This is a genomic window from Colwellia sp. 6_MG-2023 (genome assembly GCF_030547765.1).
Taxonomy (GTDB): Bacteria; Pseudomonadota; Gammaproteobacteria; order Enterobacterales; family Alteromonadaceae; genus Colwellia.
The window spans coordinates 1-15,453 of the sequence record NZ_JAUOPP010000032.1 but is presented as its reverse complement, the minus strand read 5'-3'; the positions used below and the strand labels follow the sequence as shown (position 1 = coordinate 15,453).

General features: G+C 38.3%; 11 protein-coding genes. All 11 read left to right on the top strand.

What is annotated here, in order from left to right; genetic code table 11:
- Positions 1 to 47 precede the first annotated feature (47 nt).
- The 11 genes from flgE (at position 48) to Q4503_RS16910 (ending at position 14,868) form a co-directional block, all read left to right on the top strand.
- Positions 48 to 1,343, top strand: a complete 1,296-nt coding sequence (gene flgE / locus Q4503_RS16960; RefSeq protein WP_303602992.1) for a flagellar hook protein FlgE — start codon at positions 48 to 50, stop codon at positions 1,341 to 1,343.
- 233 nt (positions 1,344 to 1,576) lie between these two features.
- On the top strand, positions 1,577 to 2,350 hold the full coding sequence (locus Q4503_RS16955) for a flagellar basal body rod protein FlgF (RefSeq protein WP_215971392.1): 774 nt from the start codon (positions 1,577 to 1,579) through the stop codon (positions 2,348 to 2,350).
- Positions 2,351 to 2,395: 45 nt separating this feature from the next.
- The gene (gene flgG / locus Q4503_RS16950; RefSeq protein WP_215971391.1) at positions 2,396 to 3,184 is read left to right on the top strand and encodes a flagellar basal-body rod protein FlgG; all 789 of its coding nucleotides are present in this window, start codon (positions 2,396 to 2,398) and stop codon (positions 3,182 to 3,184) included.
- A gap of 45 nt (positions 3,185 to 3,229) precedes the next feature.
- Entirely contained in the window at positions 3,230 to 3,937 is a 708-nt protein-coding gene (gene flgH, locus Q4503_RS16945; RefSeq protein WP_215971390.1) for a flagellar basal body L-ring protein FlgH, read from the top strand.
- Between the two features lie 70 nt (positions 3,938 to 4,007).
- Complete coding sequence (locus Q4503_RS16940) at positions 4,008 to 5,090, top strand: flagellar basal body P-ring protein FlgI (RefSeq protein ID WP_215971389.1); 1,083 nt, start codon at positions 4,008 to 4,010, stop codon at positions 5,088 to 5,090.
- Positions 5,091 to 5,102: 12 nt separating this feature from the next.
- A complete protein-coding gene (flgJ, locus tag Q4503_RS16935) occupies positions 5,103 to 6,185 on the top strand; it encodes a flagellar assembly peptidoglycan hydrolase FlgJ (protein ID WP_303602991.1) in 1,083 nt (360 codons plus the stop codon).
- A 43-nt stretch (positions 6,186 to 6,228) separates the two neighbouring features.
- Positions 6,229 to 8,217, top strand: a complete 1,989-nt coding sequence (flgK, locus tag Q4503_RS16930; RefSeq protein ID WP_303602990.1) for a flagellar hook-associated protein FlgK — start codon at positions 6,229 to 6,231, stop codon at positions 8,215 to 8,217.
- 10 nt (positions 8,218 to 8,227) lie between these two features.
- Positions 8,228 to 9,442 (top strand): flagellar hook-associated protein FlgL, encoded by a 1,215-nt coding sequence (gene flgL / locus Q4503_RS16925; protein WP_303602989.1) that lies wholly within the window; start codon positions 8,228 to 8,230, stop codon positions 9,440 to 9,442.
- Between the two features lie 125 nt (positions 9,443 to 9,567).
- Positions 9,568 to 11,019, top strand: coding sequence for a flagellin (locus Q4503_RS16920; protein WP_303602988.1), 1,452 nt, complete (start codon positions 9,568 to 9,570; stop codon positions 11,017 to 11,019).
- A gap of 410 nt (positions 11,020 to 11,429) precedes the next feature.
- Positions 11,430 to 12,902 (top strand): flagellin, encoded by a 1,473-nt coding sequence (locus Q4503_RS16915; protein ID WP_303602987.1) that lies wholly within the window; start codon positions 11,430 to 11,432, stop codon positions 12,900 to 12,902.
- A gap of 511 nt (positions 12,903 to 13,413) precedes the next feature.
- Entirely contained in the window at positions 13,414 to 14,868 is a 1,455-nt protein-coding gene (locus Q4503_RS16910) for a flagellin (RefSeq protein ID WP_303602986.1), read from the top strand.
- The last annotated feature ends 585 nt before the right edge of the window (positions 14,869 to 15,453 follow it).

Sequence of the window (15,453 nt, the reverse complement as noted above, 5' to 3'; positions counted from 1 at the left end):
ATGAAATGTAGCCTAATAAAGCAATGAATTTTTAAGAGGATTAAATTATGTCATTTAATATAGCATTAAGTGGGTTAAACGCAGCACAAAAAGATTTAGATGTTACGTCTAACAATATAGCTAACGTTAATACCACGGGCTTTAAAGAATCGCGTGCTGAATTTGTAGATGTATATGCAACATCTTTATTGTCATCAAGTAAAACAAAAGTGGGTGATGGTGTCTTAACATCTGAAGTTGCTCAACAATTCTCACAAGGTAGTATCGCTTTTACGACTAACTCGCTTGATTTAGCAATTACGGGGAATGGTTTCTTTGCAACAGTACCTGATATTGGTAGCTTAGAAACATCTTATACGCGAGCGGGTGAATATAAATTAAATAAAAGTAACTTTGTTGTTAACTCGGCTGGCGAATATTTGTTAGCGTTTGATGTTAACTCAGACGGCTCGTCTTCATCGGTTGCCTTAAGTACTGCATCACCACTACAAATACCTACTTCATCAGGTGCGCCAACCCCAACCAGTGAAGTAGACATCAAAATGAACTTACCTGCAAGCGCAGAGATTATTACTGCTCCTTTTGATATAAATGATAGTTCAACATTTTCAGAGTCAACCGCATCCAACATTTTTGATTCGCTAGGTCAAAGTCATATTGTGACGTATTATTTCGCAAAAACAGCGGATAATACTTGGGATATGTATACAGCAGTAGATGGTGACTTAGTCGATATACCAGGCGGGCCAGTTAATAATGGTGCTGGTATTAATGGAGCACAATTAGTGTTCAATTCTAGTGGTGGTTTTACAAGTCAAGATCCTGCTTTGATTGAAACGGCAGCATTAGGTGGAGCTATATTAAACAATGGCGCAGATCCTCTTCAACAAATAATTATTGATTTTAATTTAGGTGTATCTGGTGAAGAACCAACACAATGGACAGGTGAATTTTCACTTAATGGATTAGAAGACGATGGTTTAGCGGTTGGTCGATTAACCGGTATTGAGATAGGTACTGATGGTTTAGTAGAAGCTACCTATAGTAATGGTACGGCAGAGGCTTTAGCACGTATAGCATTAGTGAGTTTTGCTAACGAACAGGGCTTAACTCAAATAGGTGGTACATCTTGGAAAGAAAGTATTACTTCTGGTGACCCGATAGCGGGTGAGGCGGGCTCGGGTACGTTTGGTGAAATTAACTCATCAGCCTTAGAACAGTCAAATGTCAATTTAACCACAGAGTTGATTGATTTAATTTCAGCACAACGAAACTTCCAAGCTAACTCTCGTTCGTTAGAAGTGGATAATGATTTAAATAATACTATTTTACAAATTAGATAGTTAAGCAGTGATTTTATTTTAACTGTTGTATTATTGAACAAAATTATCTTTAAGCTGCTAGCTCTCGATGACTATGTTATTGGGGGCAGCAGCTTTTTCTTTTATTCTCTTATCTATTTCCTCTATATATTTCTTTTCAAAGTGCAGAAAAACATAGCATAAACTTCTTAATACATCTTTGGCATTGTCCTTGCATTTATTAACGTAACAATTTTTATTTTCTGGAAACCATTATGGATAAGATGCTTTATGTCGCCATGAGCGGTGCCAAACAAAATATGCAGGCGCTAGCAATTAACGCTAATAACCTCGCAAATGCCAAAACTACAGGCTTTAAAGCTGATTTAGCACAAGCGCGAACCATGCAAGCGTTTGGTGAAGGTCAACCAACACGTGTTTTTGCCATGACTGAACGCGCAAGCCAAAATTTTGACTCTGGCTCTTTATTAACGACTGGACGCCCGCTTGATATCGCAATCAAAGGCGACGGTTGGTTTGCTGTACAGACGCCGCAAGTAATGAATAGTGCCGCTGATCCTTTTGGACAAAGTGAAGCTTATAGTAGGCAAGGACATTTACGTTTAACAGAAAATGGCACCTTAGAAACGACCAGTGGTGAAGTTGTATTAGGAGACAATGGTCCTATTATTGTTCCTTTACCGGTTAGCAATATTCAAATCTCATCTGATGGAACTATTATGGTTCAGCCTGAAGGGGCGCCAAGTAGTGTACAGGAAGAAATTGGCCGCATTAAATTAGTTGACCCTGATGTTCGTTTATTAGAAAAAGGCGCTGATGGCCTATTTAGACGTAAAGATGGTCAAGCAGAACTGGCTAGTGTCAATGTACAAGTCCAAGGCGGTGCTCTTGAGTCAAGTAATGTTAATCCTTTGTCTGAAATGACAGACATGATCGCATTACAAAGACAATTTGAAATGCACTTAAAATTAATGAAAACAGCAGAAGAAATTGATTCAAGCAGTTCTTCATTATTACGTGCATTCTAGTCTTAAAGAAATGCATGAAAGCAATAAAATTTTTAGAGGTGATGTATGAACCCAGCATTATGGATAAGTAAAACAGGTTTAGACGCTCAAACCAAAGATATCGCAGTTATTTCTAATAACTTAGCGAATGCCAGCACTGTTGGTTTTAAAAAGAGCAGAGCAGTATTTGAAGATTTGCTTTACCAAAACATAAACCAACCAGGTGGACGAACGGCTAATGATAGTGAAGCACCTTCAGGTTTAATGCTAGGTGCAGGTACTAAAGTTGTTGCTACGCAAAAAATCCATACGCAAGGCGATATGCTAACAACAGATAATTCGTTAGATCTTATGATTCAAGGTGAAGGCTTCTTTGAAATTTTGTTACCTGACGGTTCATCTGCTTACAGCCGTAATGGTCAATTTACCATGGATGAAGAAGGTAATATGGTTACGCCAGGCGCTGGTTATGCGTTACAGCCACAGATTACTATCCCTGAGGACGCAATCAGTATTGTCATCTCACAAGACGGTGAAGTGTCAGTAACACAACAAGGCCAGGCAGAGCCTGCGGTAATTGGACAAATTAACACGGTTAATTTTGTTAACCCAACAGGGCTTGAGCCAATAGGACAAAACTTATTTACTGAAACCGCTGTAAGTGGTGCTCCACAAGAAGGTATTCCAGGTCTAGAGGGCTACGGTATGCTAGTGCAAGGCGCTTTAGAAACCTCTAACGTAAATACTACCGAAGAGCTGGTGAACTTAATCGAGTCTCAACGTGTTTACGAAATGAATTCGAAAGTAATTTCTGCTGTTGATGAAATGTTAAGTTATATCAACCAACAACTGTAATTTATTTTTAGTTTAAACAGGTAGGAAATAAGGTAGGAGGCAATAATGAAAAACAAACTATACAAATGTAGCTTTAATTTAATTGTAATGATGTTAATAGCGCTGTTAAGTGCTTGTAGTAACACTGTGGAATTAAGTAAAGTCTTACCTAATGATCCTGATTTTGCGCCTATTTTACCTGAGGAAGAAGAAGCAGCAATTATTCCGACAGGTTCGTTATTTAAAGCAAATTACGTTAACAATATTTATTCTGATTCTAAAGCACACCGTACTGGCGATATCATTTCGGTGATCTTAAGTGAAAGTACTCAAGCAAATAAAAATGCGAAAACAGAGCTGAAAAAAGAAAACAGCAGTGAGCTTGATACTGTTATGGGCTTAGGTGGCAATCCATTTACACTTAATGGTAATACATTAGAATTTGGCTTGAATCAAAACTCTAACTTTAAAGGCGATTCAAAAGCTGATCAGGGTAATAGCTTAAGTGGTGATATTTCGGTACATGTTTTAAAAGTTCTTCCTAACGGTAACTTAATGATACGTGGAGAAAAATGGCTTACGTTAAATAATGGCGATGAATACATCAGGTTAACAGGTGTTATTCGTCCTAAAGATATCAATTCAAACAACACTATTTTATCAACCAAAGTTGCTAATGCTCGCATTCAATATGCTGGTACTGGTAGTTTTGCCGATGCCAACGAGCAAGGTTGGTTAACTAAATTCTTTAATAGTTCATGGTGGCCATTATAGGTGTGAACTATCCTGCTGAGTTATGAAAAATTTGTCAGTAGATAATCCTATAATTAAAAAAGGTAATATTATGAAAGCAGTATTTACAATTATCATTATGTTGATGGCCTTTTCCAGTCATGCGCAGCGTATTAAAGATTTAACTGATGTTGCAGGCGTACGATCTAATCAACTTGTTGGTTATGGATTAGTGGTGGGGTTACCGGGGACAGGTGAGCAAAGTCCTTTTACCGAGCAAAGCTTCAAAACAATGTTAAGTAATTTCGGAATTACTATGCCTGAAGATCTTAAACCAAAGATTAAAAACGTCGCTGCTGTCGCTGTTCATGCAGAATTAACAGCTTTTGCCAAAGCAGGACAAACTATTGATGTAACTGTTTCCAGTATGGGGAGTGCCGAAAGTTTACGTGGTGGTACATTATTACAAACCATGATGATGGGGCTTGATGGTAATGCTTACGCTGTCGCACAAGGCAGTTTAGTGGTCAGTGGTTTAGGTGCTGGTGGTCTTGATGGTTCAAAAATATTAGTAAATACACCAACTGTAGGGCGTATAGCCAATGGCGCGACAGTTGAACGTGAAATTAAATCACCTTTTTCAATGGGGGATCATATCACTTTTAATTTACATAAATCAGACTTTACCACGGCCAAACGACTGTCTGATACTATTAATGACCTTATTGCGGGCTCAGCAAAAGCAATTGATGCAACGTCGGTACAAGTAACAGCACCAAGAGATATTGCTGACAGAGTTAGTTTCTTGTCGGTATTAGAAAATTTAGAATTTGAACCTGCATCACCTGCCGCTAAAATTATCGTTAATTCTCGTACAGGCACTATTGTTATTGGATCTGAAGTTCAATTACTTGCTGCGGCTATTACCCATGGTGGTATTACGGTTACGATAAATGAAGTGCAAAATGTCGTACAACCAGGGGCTTTTGCCGAAGGCGAAACTGCAATTGCTAACGAATCTAGTGTTAATGTTACACAAGAAGATGCACGTATGTTTGTCTTTGATCCGGGCGTATCGCTTGATACCTTAGTGAGAGCCATAAATGAAGTTGGTGCGGGGCCAGGCGATGTTATGGCTATTTTAGAAGCGTTAGATCAAGCGGGCGCTATTCGTGGCCAGCTTATCGTTATTTAACGGTAGAAACTTATGGCTGATAATCTAATTAACTCATCTAACTTTGAGCAATCGAGAAACTTTTTAGAGCTGAATGGTTTGAATGCTATTCGTCAGCAGTCGAAAGAAACTGATGGTGACAGTAAAAAAGCAGCTTTACAAGAAGCCGCACAGCAGTTTGAAGCAATTTTTATGCAAATGCTACTGAAAAGCATGCGTAAAGCACAAGATGTATTGGAGTCTGACAGCCCTTTTAATTCTGAGTCAACTAAGTTTTATCGTGATATGAGCGATCAACAAATGGCGGTTGAATTATCTTCAAATGGTTCATTAGGTTTAACCGATTTAATTGTAAGACAGTTAGGTGGTGGAGATGATAATTTCACCCCAAGGACAGTATTACGTAATGATGCTAATCTTGAAAATATAAATTTAACGCGTGAACCTGCTAGTACTCATTTACCCAATGCTAATCCTTTTGCAATATTCTCTGAAGATAATCAATCTGCTGGAAGTAAATCAACCTCAAATCTAGCGACACAAACATCAAATGATAGTTTGAGCCAAGCGCCATTTAGACCATTAAAAATGACGACAGAGGGATCATCAGGTGACGATAAAATCGTCAATTTTTCAACGCCATCGTTTGCCGAGCCTAAAGATTTTGTTACTGCTTTAATAGAGCCAGCAAAAAAAGTAGAAGAAAAAATAGGGGTACCTTTCCAAGTTGTTATTGCTCAAGCCGCACTTGAAACTGGTTGGGGACAAAAGATAATTAAAGATCAGCAAGGCAGTAGTTCAAATAATTTATTTAATATAAAGGCTGATAATCGCTGGGATGGCGAGCATATTCAAAAAGATACTTTAGAATTTGAACAAGGTGCCATGGTAAAAAAATCAGCACCATTTAGAGCTTACGAATCGCTTAATGATAGTTTTAATGATTACGCTAATTTTCTGACCAATAACGACAGATATCAAGGTGCATTACAAAACTCTGGCAATGTGGAGCACTTTTTGCAAGGTTTACAGCAGGCAGGCTATGCGACCGATCCACAATACGCCAATAAAATAATGGCAACGCTTCGTACAGTCTCAAATTTAATCACCAAATAAATATAAATCGTAGGCTACTACGGTAAATGTTGAGACTATCATTATGTCAGTAAGTTTATATCAAAGCGGCGTGAGTGGCTTGTCAGCAGCCCAACAACAGTTGGCTACTACAAGCAATAACATTGCTAATGTAAATACTGAGGGCTATAACCGACAGCGTGCTGAACAAGATGCATCAATGGGGTTAGTCACCGGTGGTAATTACATTGGTACTGGTACTTATGTTCAAGACATTACCCGAGTATACGATGAATTCTCGTACAAAGAACAAACGCTCAGTCAAAGTAATTTAAGTAACGCTGATTTATTTGATAGGCGTTTAACACAGCTTGATCAAATTATGAATACCGGCGGTGGTGCTGTTGTTACTTCTTTAGAGAACTTTTATCAAGCAGTTAATAGTATTGCAGATAATCCTGGCGATGCTGGTTTACGTAGCATAGTACTTAATCAAGCCAATATTTTAAGTAACGATTTTAATGAGTTGAGCGATACTTTTGATAAAATGACAGATGCAGTAAATGGTGAGATTACACAAGTTGCGACTAGAATCTCTGAGATTTCATATGAATTAGCTAAGTTGAATGAAACTATGGCGCATTCACAAGGTGTCTCAGGTCAACCTAATGACTTACTTGATAAACGTGATCAATTAATTACAGAACTAAGTAGTTATACAAAAGTGACCACGCTCGAAGATCAGTATGGTGTTCAAACAGTAATGATCGGCCAGGGTACAACGTTAGTGGCAGGAATTACCCCTTTTACTTTGCAAGTTAATGTTGGTGATCCTGATGTAAAGCAAACACAAATAAGTTTAGTGAGTGGTGCTATTAGTGTATCGCTTGATGCTCAAAAGTTAGGTGGCTCATTAGGGGCTAATTTTGAATTTAGAGATGAAGATTTAAGAGAGATAGGAGTAGAAATTGATCGTTTAGCTATGGCCATTTCTTCAACATTGAATGACACGCAAGCCAGTGGTTTAGATTTAAATGGTCTGCAAGGTGCCAACATGTTCACTGACATCAATACTACTCAGCTACAGCAAAGTAGAGTGTTATCGCCTTCTTCTAATACCGGTACAACATCAGCACAAGTTACTATTAATGACGTGTCATTAGTAACAACTGATGAGTTTGAAGTACGTTTTGATGGTACTGATTTTACAATACACAATTTAACTACAGGTGGTAGCGAAAATTTAGGCCCTCCAGGTGGGGGAACCCCTGCAGGCACACATACCCCGACTAATCCAGATTATGGTTTTTCATTTGTGGAAACTGGTACACCGGTTGCTGGAGATGTGTTCATTATCGAGCCAACAAGAAATAGTGCGGCATTAATGCAAACAACACTAACTGATGGTACAGGCATTGCTGCAAGTAGTGCCGTTGCTGTTACAGCAAGTACTAATAACGTTAGTGATGGCACAATAGCAATAACCAATGTGATAGACCCAGAAGTTGCGAGAACTTACGACGTCACCGTTGATGTTTATGAAAGTACACCTGGTACTTTTAGCTATCGTGTTTATGACAGTAGCACACCACCACCTGCACCTACGATTGCTTCAGGTAGTTATGTTGCTGGTGCTAGTGCAACGGTTGATATTCCGTCAGGCTCACCTGTTTTTCAAATTGAAATTACAGGAGACCTTGCTGGTGAAGGTGTTAATGCTCGTGAAACCTTTACGATAGGTGATGCATTTGGTGTTGGTAATGCTACACACGCTCTTGCTATGGCAAAAACACAAGAAGAAGGGGTTACTGACGGAGGCGAAGAAACTTTTAGTCAAAGTTTGGCTACGTCAACTGCTGTTGTTGGGGCGAAAGCGAGTAATGCAGAATTAGTCGCAGATACTGCGCAAGCATTATACACACAAGCTTATAATAGAAACCAAGCAACATCAGGCGTTAACCTTGATGAAGAAGCCGCTAATCTTCTGAAATTTCAACAGGCTTATCAAGCGGCATCACAAATAATTACTACGGCAAATACTATTTTTGACACCATTTTAGCTGCCGTAAGGTAAGGAGTTTTTCATGCGTGTATCTACAGCTCAATTTTACTTTCAAAGCTCTCAGATAATGAGCCAAAAAACATCGGAAGTAAGTGATCAAATGGCACATATATCGAGTGGTTTACGTGTACATACTGCGAAAGATGATGCGGTTTCTTATGGTACATTATCAGGTTTGAAAGACGATTTAGCCAATATTGAAAAATACAAAAGTAATATTATTATGGCTGAAAGTGATAATAACTTACAAGATGTTGTTTTTGGTAATGCTGAGCTCATTCTGAACAGAATTACAGAGACAATGCTATTGGCGAATAACGGTGTTTACGATACGGAGGCCTTACAAACGCTGGCAAATGAAGTAAGAGATAGTTTTGATCAATTACTTGATATTGCTAACACACAGAATGAAAACGGTGATTATATATTTGCTGGTTTCCAAAATAACTTACAACCTTTTAGTCAAAATACTGACGGATCAGTTGTTTATACTGGTGATACAGGCATAAATGAATTACAAATCTCTAAAAATATAACCATAGAAACCAATCAAACCGGTGATGCAGCTTTTTTAAATATTGAAAATGCTATTGGTGACTTTACTGCTGATTACATTACCAATACATCAGGAGTAGCGGTTGAGAGCGCTAAAGTTGCTGATCGCAATGTCTATAATGGCGCTGCTAATCCTCATGATTACACTTTTGCTTTTGATGCCGTAACCAATGATTTAACAGTCACTGATAGTGCTGGCAGTATCGTTTATCCTCCTACACCGTATACAGCGGGGCAAACAATTACCTTTGACGGTGTTGATGTAACGTTAAGCGGCAACCCTTTGCCGGGTGATAGCTTTGTTATCAGTGAAGAGGAAGAAATTAGTATTTTTGAAACCATTAATGGCGCTATTGAATGGATGGAGCGTGGAGTGATTTCAGATGACGACAACCCAGAGCAGCATCAAGTAGATTACAGCACGTTACTTACTCAGCTTAATGCAGCTTCTAGCCATATGACCTCTAGGCGAGTGGATGCAGGTGTGCGTTTGCAAGTTCTTGAAACCCAGGAAAATAGACATTTAGATACAGAGTTAGCTACAGCGGTAAACCTTGGACAATTACAAGATTTAGATTATGCAAAAGCAATCTCAGAATTTGAGCAATCACAAATAGCCTTGCAAGCTTCTCAGCAAACGTTTACCACGGTGCAAGGTCTAAGTTTATTTAACTATATTTAATTAAATATATTAATTTTTTAAAACTGGCATTATTTATGCTTCATTCTTAATCAATAATAGAAAGTACCAGTAAGAGGCTTGCAGTACAAGCTTCTAATAAATAATTGACACATTAGGAGTTTATTATGGCTTTATCAGTAGTCACGAATACAGCATCAATTAATGCACAACGTAACCTAACTAAATCTGGCGATGGACTTGCGACTTCAATGCAGCGTTTATCTTCAGGTATGCGTATTAACAGCGCTAAAGATGATGCTGCGGGGATGCAAATTGCTAATCGTTTAACGTCACAAGTAAATGGTTTAGGTGTAGCACAACGTAATGCTAACGACGGTATTTCAATGGCGCAAACGGCTGAAGGTGCGATGCAAGAGTCGTCAGCTATTTTACAGCGTATGCGTGATTTAGCCTTACAATCAGCAAATGGTTCGAATGGCGCTGAAGATAGAGCAGCCCTGCAAAAAGAAGTAGGTGCGCTACAACAAGAATTAACTCGTATAGCTGAAACGACTAAGTTTGGTGCTACTAGTTTACTTGATGGTAGCTTTGGTACGAAACAATTTCAAGTTGGTGCCAATGCCAATGAAACTATTAATGTTTCTTTAGGAAATATGGCAGCTGATGCGATTGGTGCTTATGAAGTTAATGATTCTGCAACTGTGCTAGGTAATGCGGCTACTGCAACAGGGCTATTATCGGCAACTACAGGCGCTGTTGCTACGGCAGATTTAAACATTAATGGTACTGATATTCCTAATGCTGGTGTAACAGGTAAAGGTGCTGCGGAAATAGCGGATACGATTAATGACGCATCTGCAGGCGTAATAGCTACTGCTAAATTAGATGTAACCCTTGCGGGCTTAACTTCAGCTGATGATAGTACCTTAACTTTTCAAAAAGCAGGTAGTGCTGTAGATACCTATGAATTAGCAAGCTTTGGTGGTGATTTAGATCGTCTAGCTGAAGAGATGCTAGCGGATGGGTATGATGCCATTGTTGAAGGTGACACTTTAGTCGTTAAAGCAACAGACGTTGATGGTATTCAAATGTCGGGTACCGCAGGTACAGCAACATTAGCAAATAATGCTACTGGTGGTGCTGCTGTAGCTGGTGGTGCAACTAATAATGATATTAGTATATCATCTACGTTAACGTTATCATCATCTCAAAAAATTGGTATGTCGGGTACTGATGTTGATGACATTATGGCAGAAGGGACAACTATAACGGCTACTGGTGGAACAGGCGTTCTAACAACTGTAGAGGACCTTGATATATCAGGAACGACTTCTGCAGGTGCACAAGATGCAATAACCGTAATTGATGCTGCTTTAGCACAAATTGATAGTTCACGAGCCGCTTTAGGTGCGGTGCAAAACCGTTTTTCTCATACTATCAGTAATTTAGCTAACGTTGCAGAAAACGTATCAGCATCACGGAGTCGTATAGAAGATACTGATTTTGCCGCAGAAACAGCGACCATGACTAAGAATCAAATACTGCAACAAGCGGGTACAACTATGTTGTCACAAGCTAACCAAATACCTCAAGCTGCCTTGACATTACTCGGATAATATTGATGTTATTCCTATACAATTGTGAGTATTTAAAACTATAAATTAGCAGTTTATTTGATTTATTTATTGAAAGGAAACCTTGTAAGGTTTCCTTTTTTGCTTTATTTGATAGCAAAAAATAATCAAAATATACTTAATTATTCATGACTTGCCAATTATTTGACTTTAATAAACGTCAGATAAGAGTATTCCATACATACCAATCTAATATGCTTTTATTTTCTAATAATACCTGCGCATGCTGTTGTTTTTTATGTGTTTTGTTTTTTGTTTGTCACCTGAGCTAAGGTTGGCTTACTTCTTGAATTACTTAAATAAAGAACCAAAGTAAGTACGTTCAGTAAATAAAAAGGTAAGGAGGCTTTTACTATTAATAAGCTTCTAACGATAATTAGTAGGAGTTTATTATGGCTTTATCAGTAATCACAAATATTTCATCACTTAACGCCCAAAGAAATCTAACTAAATCAGGTGATGGCTTAGCAACATCTATGCAACGTTTATCTTCAGGTATGCGTATTAATAGCGCCAAAGATGATGCTGCGGGTATGCAAATTGCTAACCGATTAACGTCACAAGTAAATGGTTTGGCGGTAGCTCAACGTAATGCTAACGATGGTATTTCAATGGCGCAAACTGCTGAAGGTGCAATGCAAGAATCATCAGCTATTTTACAACGTATGCGTGATTTAGCTTTGCAATCAGCGAATGGTTCAAATTCTTCAGATGATAGAGATTCATTACAAAAAGAAATAGGGGCTCTACAACAAGAGCTGACACGTATCGCTGAGACGACAAAATTTGGTACAACGAGTTTGCTTGATGGTAGCTTTGGCACTAAGCAATTTCAAGTAGGTGCTAATGCGAATGAAACTATCAATGTTACTTTAGGTAATACAGCTGCAGATGCTATTGGTGCTCATCAAATTAACGGGGCTGGTACCTCAGCTACGGCAACAAATAATATCGGTGATGCTGAGGCGTCTTTATTAGCAGCTAATATGGGAACATCAGGAGATACTTGGAATATTAATGGGACAGATGTATCTTTTAATGGTGGTGATGGTGCTTCTACTATCGCTGCAAATATTAATGATGAATCCACAGGTGTGACAGCTCAAGCTGTGTTAACCACTCGCATACAGGGCTTATCCGCTTCCGATTCAGGCACATTTAACATTTATAAGGAAGGTGCTATTGAAGATACATTTGAGCTAGCTTCATACGGTGGTGATATGGAGCGCCTTACTGAAGATCTACAAGCGGCTGGTTACAATGCTGTATTTGATCAAGATTTAAACTCTGGATCTGGTGGTATAGATGTTATCGCAACAGATATCGATGGTTTTGAGATTACCGCTTCTCCTACGGGTACTGTAGAAATGGGGCCGGCAGCTGCTTTACTAGCATCAGGAACTGGCGCTTTATCCCACTCTGCAGAACTGCATTTATCATCAGCAGAAAAAATTGGTATCTCAGGTACTACTGTTAATGAAATTCTTGGGCAGGGCTTTGATGGTAATAATATAGCGGCTAGTGGTGGTGCAAGTGCCTTAAATTCGGTAGAAGATATAGATATTTCAGGTGTTACTGCAGTTAACTCTCAGGCAGCTATTGAAATTATAGATGCTGCATTAGCACAGATAGACTCGAACCGCGCGGGCTTAGGTGCGGTACAAAATCGCTTCACGCATACTATTAGTAACCTAGCGAATGTTCAAGAAAACGTTTCAGCGTCTAGAAGTCGTATTCAAGATACTGACTTTGCACAGGAAACAGCTGTAATGACCAAAAACCAAATACTACAACAAGCAGGCACCACTATTTTAGCGCAAGCGAATCAGATACCACAAGCGGCGATTAGTTTACTAGGTGGATAAGTTAAATAGGGAGATGCATTAAAATATTGTAGAAGGGCTAGGTTTGAAAACTTAGCCTTTTTAATATTCGTCGTTCCGTAGTTGTAAAGCCTATCATTCCGTAGATTACTTAATACGGAATCCCACGCCTGTGGTCGTATAATCTGTGAAATATTGAACCGAAAAGACTACGTAGTATAACGATTAAGATTCTAAATCGAGTTCAGGCGGAAAAGAACGCCGTCATTCTTAGGTGGCTTAATACAGGCTCTGATAATAACAATTAATAAAACAATACATTCCGAATAAAAATTAAATTATTTATCTTTATTTAACAATGTATTAATTCCTTATTTGTTTTTTTATCATTTTTTTCATAAAAAAAACATCAAGTTAATTTTAGCTCAGCCGTTAACATATTTAGTACAGAGCTGCTTTGGTTAATTTGTTTGTAACTTTCTTATGGGTTAATTAACAGCTTCTGGTTAATACAACTAACTAAATCATTACATTATGTAATCAGGAGTTCATCATGGCTTTATCAGTAATTACGAATAGCTCGTCAATTAACGCACAACGTAACTTAAGTAAATCAAGTGAAGGTTTGGCTACATCAATGCAACGTTTATCTTCAGGTATGCGTATTAATAGCGCAAAAGATGATGCTGCGGGTATGCAAATTGCTAACCGTTTAACTTCTCAGGTTAATGGTTTAGGTGTAGCGCAACGTAATGCTAATGACGGTATTTCAATGGCGCAAACAGCTGAAGGTGCAATGCAAGAATCGTCAGCTATTTTACAACGTATGCGTGATTTAGCCTTACAATCAGCTAACGGCTCAAATGGTGCAGATGACCGTGCCGCGCTTCAAAAAGAAGTAGGTGCACTGCAACAAGAATTAACCCGTATCTCTGAAACCACTAAGTTTGGTGCTACAGCATTACTTGATGGTACTTTTGGTACAAAACAATTCCAAGTAGGTTCAAATGCGAATGAAACCATTAATGTTTCGTTAGGTAATATGGCTGCAGACTCTATAGGAGCTTATGGCGTTGCAGGTTCTGGTACCGTTTTGGGTGTAGCTGCGGAAGCTACAATTTTAGATACTCAGCTTGGTGATGTAACTAATGATACAATAAGTATGAATGGTACTGAAGTCACAGTAGCTGCTGATATAGGCGCTGCCGATATTGCAGATGCAATTAATGCTAAAGCAACGGGTGTAACAGCAACGGCTAAATTAGATGTTACAATTAGTGCATTATCTTCCGGTGATGATGGCACCATAAGTATGATGAAAGGTGGTAATGCTGTAGATGATTACGACTTAGCTGATTACGGTGGTGATATTGAGCGCTTAGCAGAAGATTTACAGGCTGACGGCTATGATGCTATTGTTGATGGCACGACACTCACTTTAAAAGCTGAAGATGTTGATGGTATTGAAGTTGCAGGGTCTACTACTACAACTTCAACCTTATCATTAAATAATAATCTAAATACTGGTGCATTGTTAGCAAGTGCTAATGCTAATATGTCAGTTTCATCTTCTATAAGTTTATCTTCTCCTGATAAAATTGGTATTTCAGGTACAACCGTTAATGAAATATTAGGTAAAGGCGCGGGTGGTGTAGCACTTGCGGCAACAGGTGGCACAGGTGCCTTAACATCTGTCGAAGATATCGATATATCGGGTACAACAAGTGTTGGTGCCCAATCTGCGATAGAAACCATTGATGCAGCGTTAGCACAAATTGATAGTCAACGTGCTGATTTAGGTGCGGTTCAAAACCGTTTTAGCCACACTATTAGTAACTTGTCTAATGTAGCAGAAAATGTATCAGCGTCACGAAGCCGTATTGAAGATACTGATTTTGCTTCAGAAACAGCAACAATGACGAAAAACCAAATATTGCAACAAGCGGGTACTACTATATTGGCTCAGTCTAACCAATTACCACAAGCAGCATTAAGTCTTCTTGGTTAATAATACATAATAACTCTTTTGTTTATAAGAGCTAAACTGTGAAGGTTTAGCTCTTTTTTATTATTTTCTAAGGATCTTCTCTCGTCATTCCCAAGGCGTGTTAATACGAATTCCCTATTGCTAAGCAGCATAACGTTTGAGGTGTGGAAGCAAATTCAGAATCACGAATATATTGTCATTTATAAGTGGTTTAATATGGGGTCTACCAACACAAAGAAATGCTATAAAACCTATCTAAATAAAAGTATAAAAACAATAAAAAGTATTTTAATTTAGTTATTTAACAGCCTGTTACTTTTTATTTTGTTTTTTTTTAAAAAAATATTCAAGTTAATTTTAGTGCTGCCGTTAACATATTTAGTACAGAGCTGCTTTGGTTAATTTGTTTGTAACTTTCTTATGGGTTAATTAACAGCTTCTGGTTAATACAACTAACTAAATCATTACATTATGTAATCAGGAGTTCATCATGGCTTTATCAGTAATTACGAATAGCTCGTCAATTAATGCACAACGTAACTTAAGTAAATCAAGTGAAGGTTTGGCTACATCAATGCAACGTTTATCTTCAGGTATGCGTATTAA

Excerpts from the sequence above, each read along its gene's own strand:
- flgE (WP_303602992.1), top strand. The coding sequence starts at position 48 with ATGTCATTTAATATAGCATTAAGTGGGTTAAACGCAGCACAAAAAGAT.
- Q4503_RS16955 (WP_215971392.1), top strand. The coding sequence starts at position 1,577 with ATGGATAAGATGCTTTATGTCGCCATGAGCGGTGCCAAACAAAATATG.
- flgG (WP_215971391.1), top strand. The coding sequence starts at position 2,396 with ATGAACCCAGCATTATGGATAAGTAAAACAGGTTTAGACGCTCAAACC.
- flgH (WP_215971390.1), top strand. The coding sequence starts at position 3,230 with ATGAAAAACAAACTATACAAATGTAGCTTTAATTTAATTGTAATGATG.
- Q4503_RS16940 (WP_215971389.1), top strand. The coding sequence starts at position 4,008 with ATGAAAGCAGTATTTACAATTATCATTATGTTGATGGCCTTTTCCAGT.
- flgJ (WP_303602991.1), top strand. The coding sequence starts at position 5,103 with ATGGCTGATAATCTAATTAACTCATCTAACTTTGAGCAATCGAGAAAC.
- flgK (WP_303602990.1), top strand. The coding sequence starts at position 6,229 with ATGTCAGTAAGTTTATATCAAAGCGGCGTGAGTGGCTTGTCAGCAGCC.
- flgL (WP_303602989.1), top strand. The coding sequence starts at position 8,228 with ATGCGTGTATCTACAGCTCAATTTTACTTTCAAAGCTCTCAGATAATG.
- Q4503_RS16920 (WP_303602988.1), top strand. The coding sequence starts at position 9,568 with ATGGCTTTATCAGTAGTCACGAATACAGCATCAATTAATGCACAACGT.
- Q4503_RS16915 (WP_303602987.1), top strand. The coding sequence starts at position 11,430 with ATGGCTTTATCAGTAATCACAAATATTTCATCACTTAACGCCCAAAGA.
- Q4503_RS16910 (WP_303602986.1), top strand. The coding sequence starts at position 13,414 with ATGGCTTTATCAGTAATTACGAATAGCTCGTCAATTAACGCACAACGT.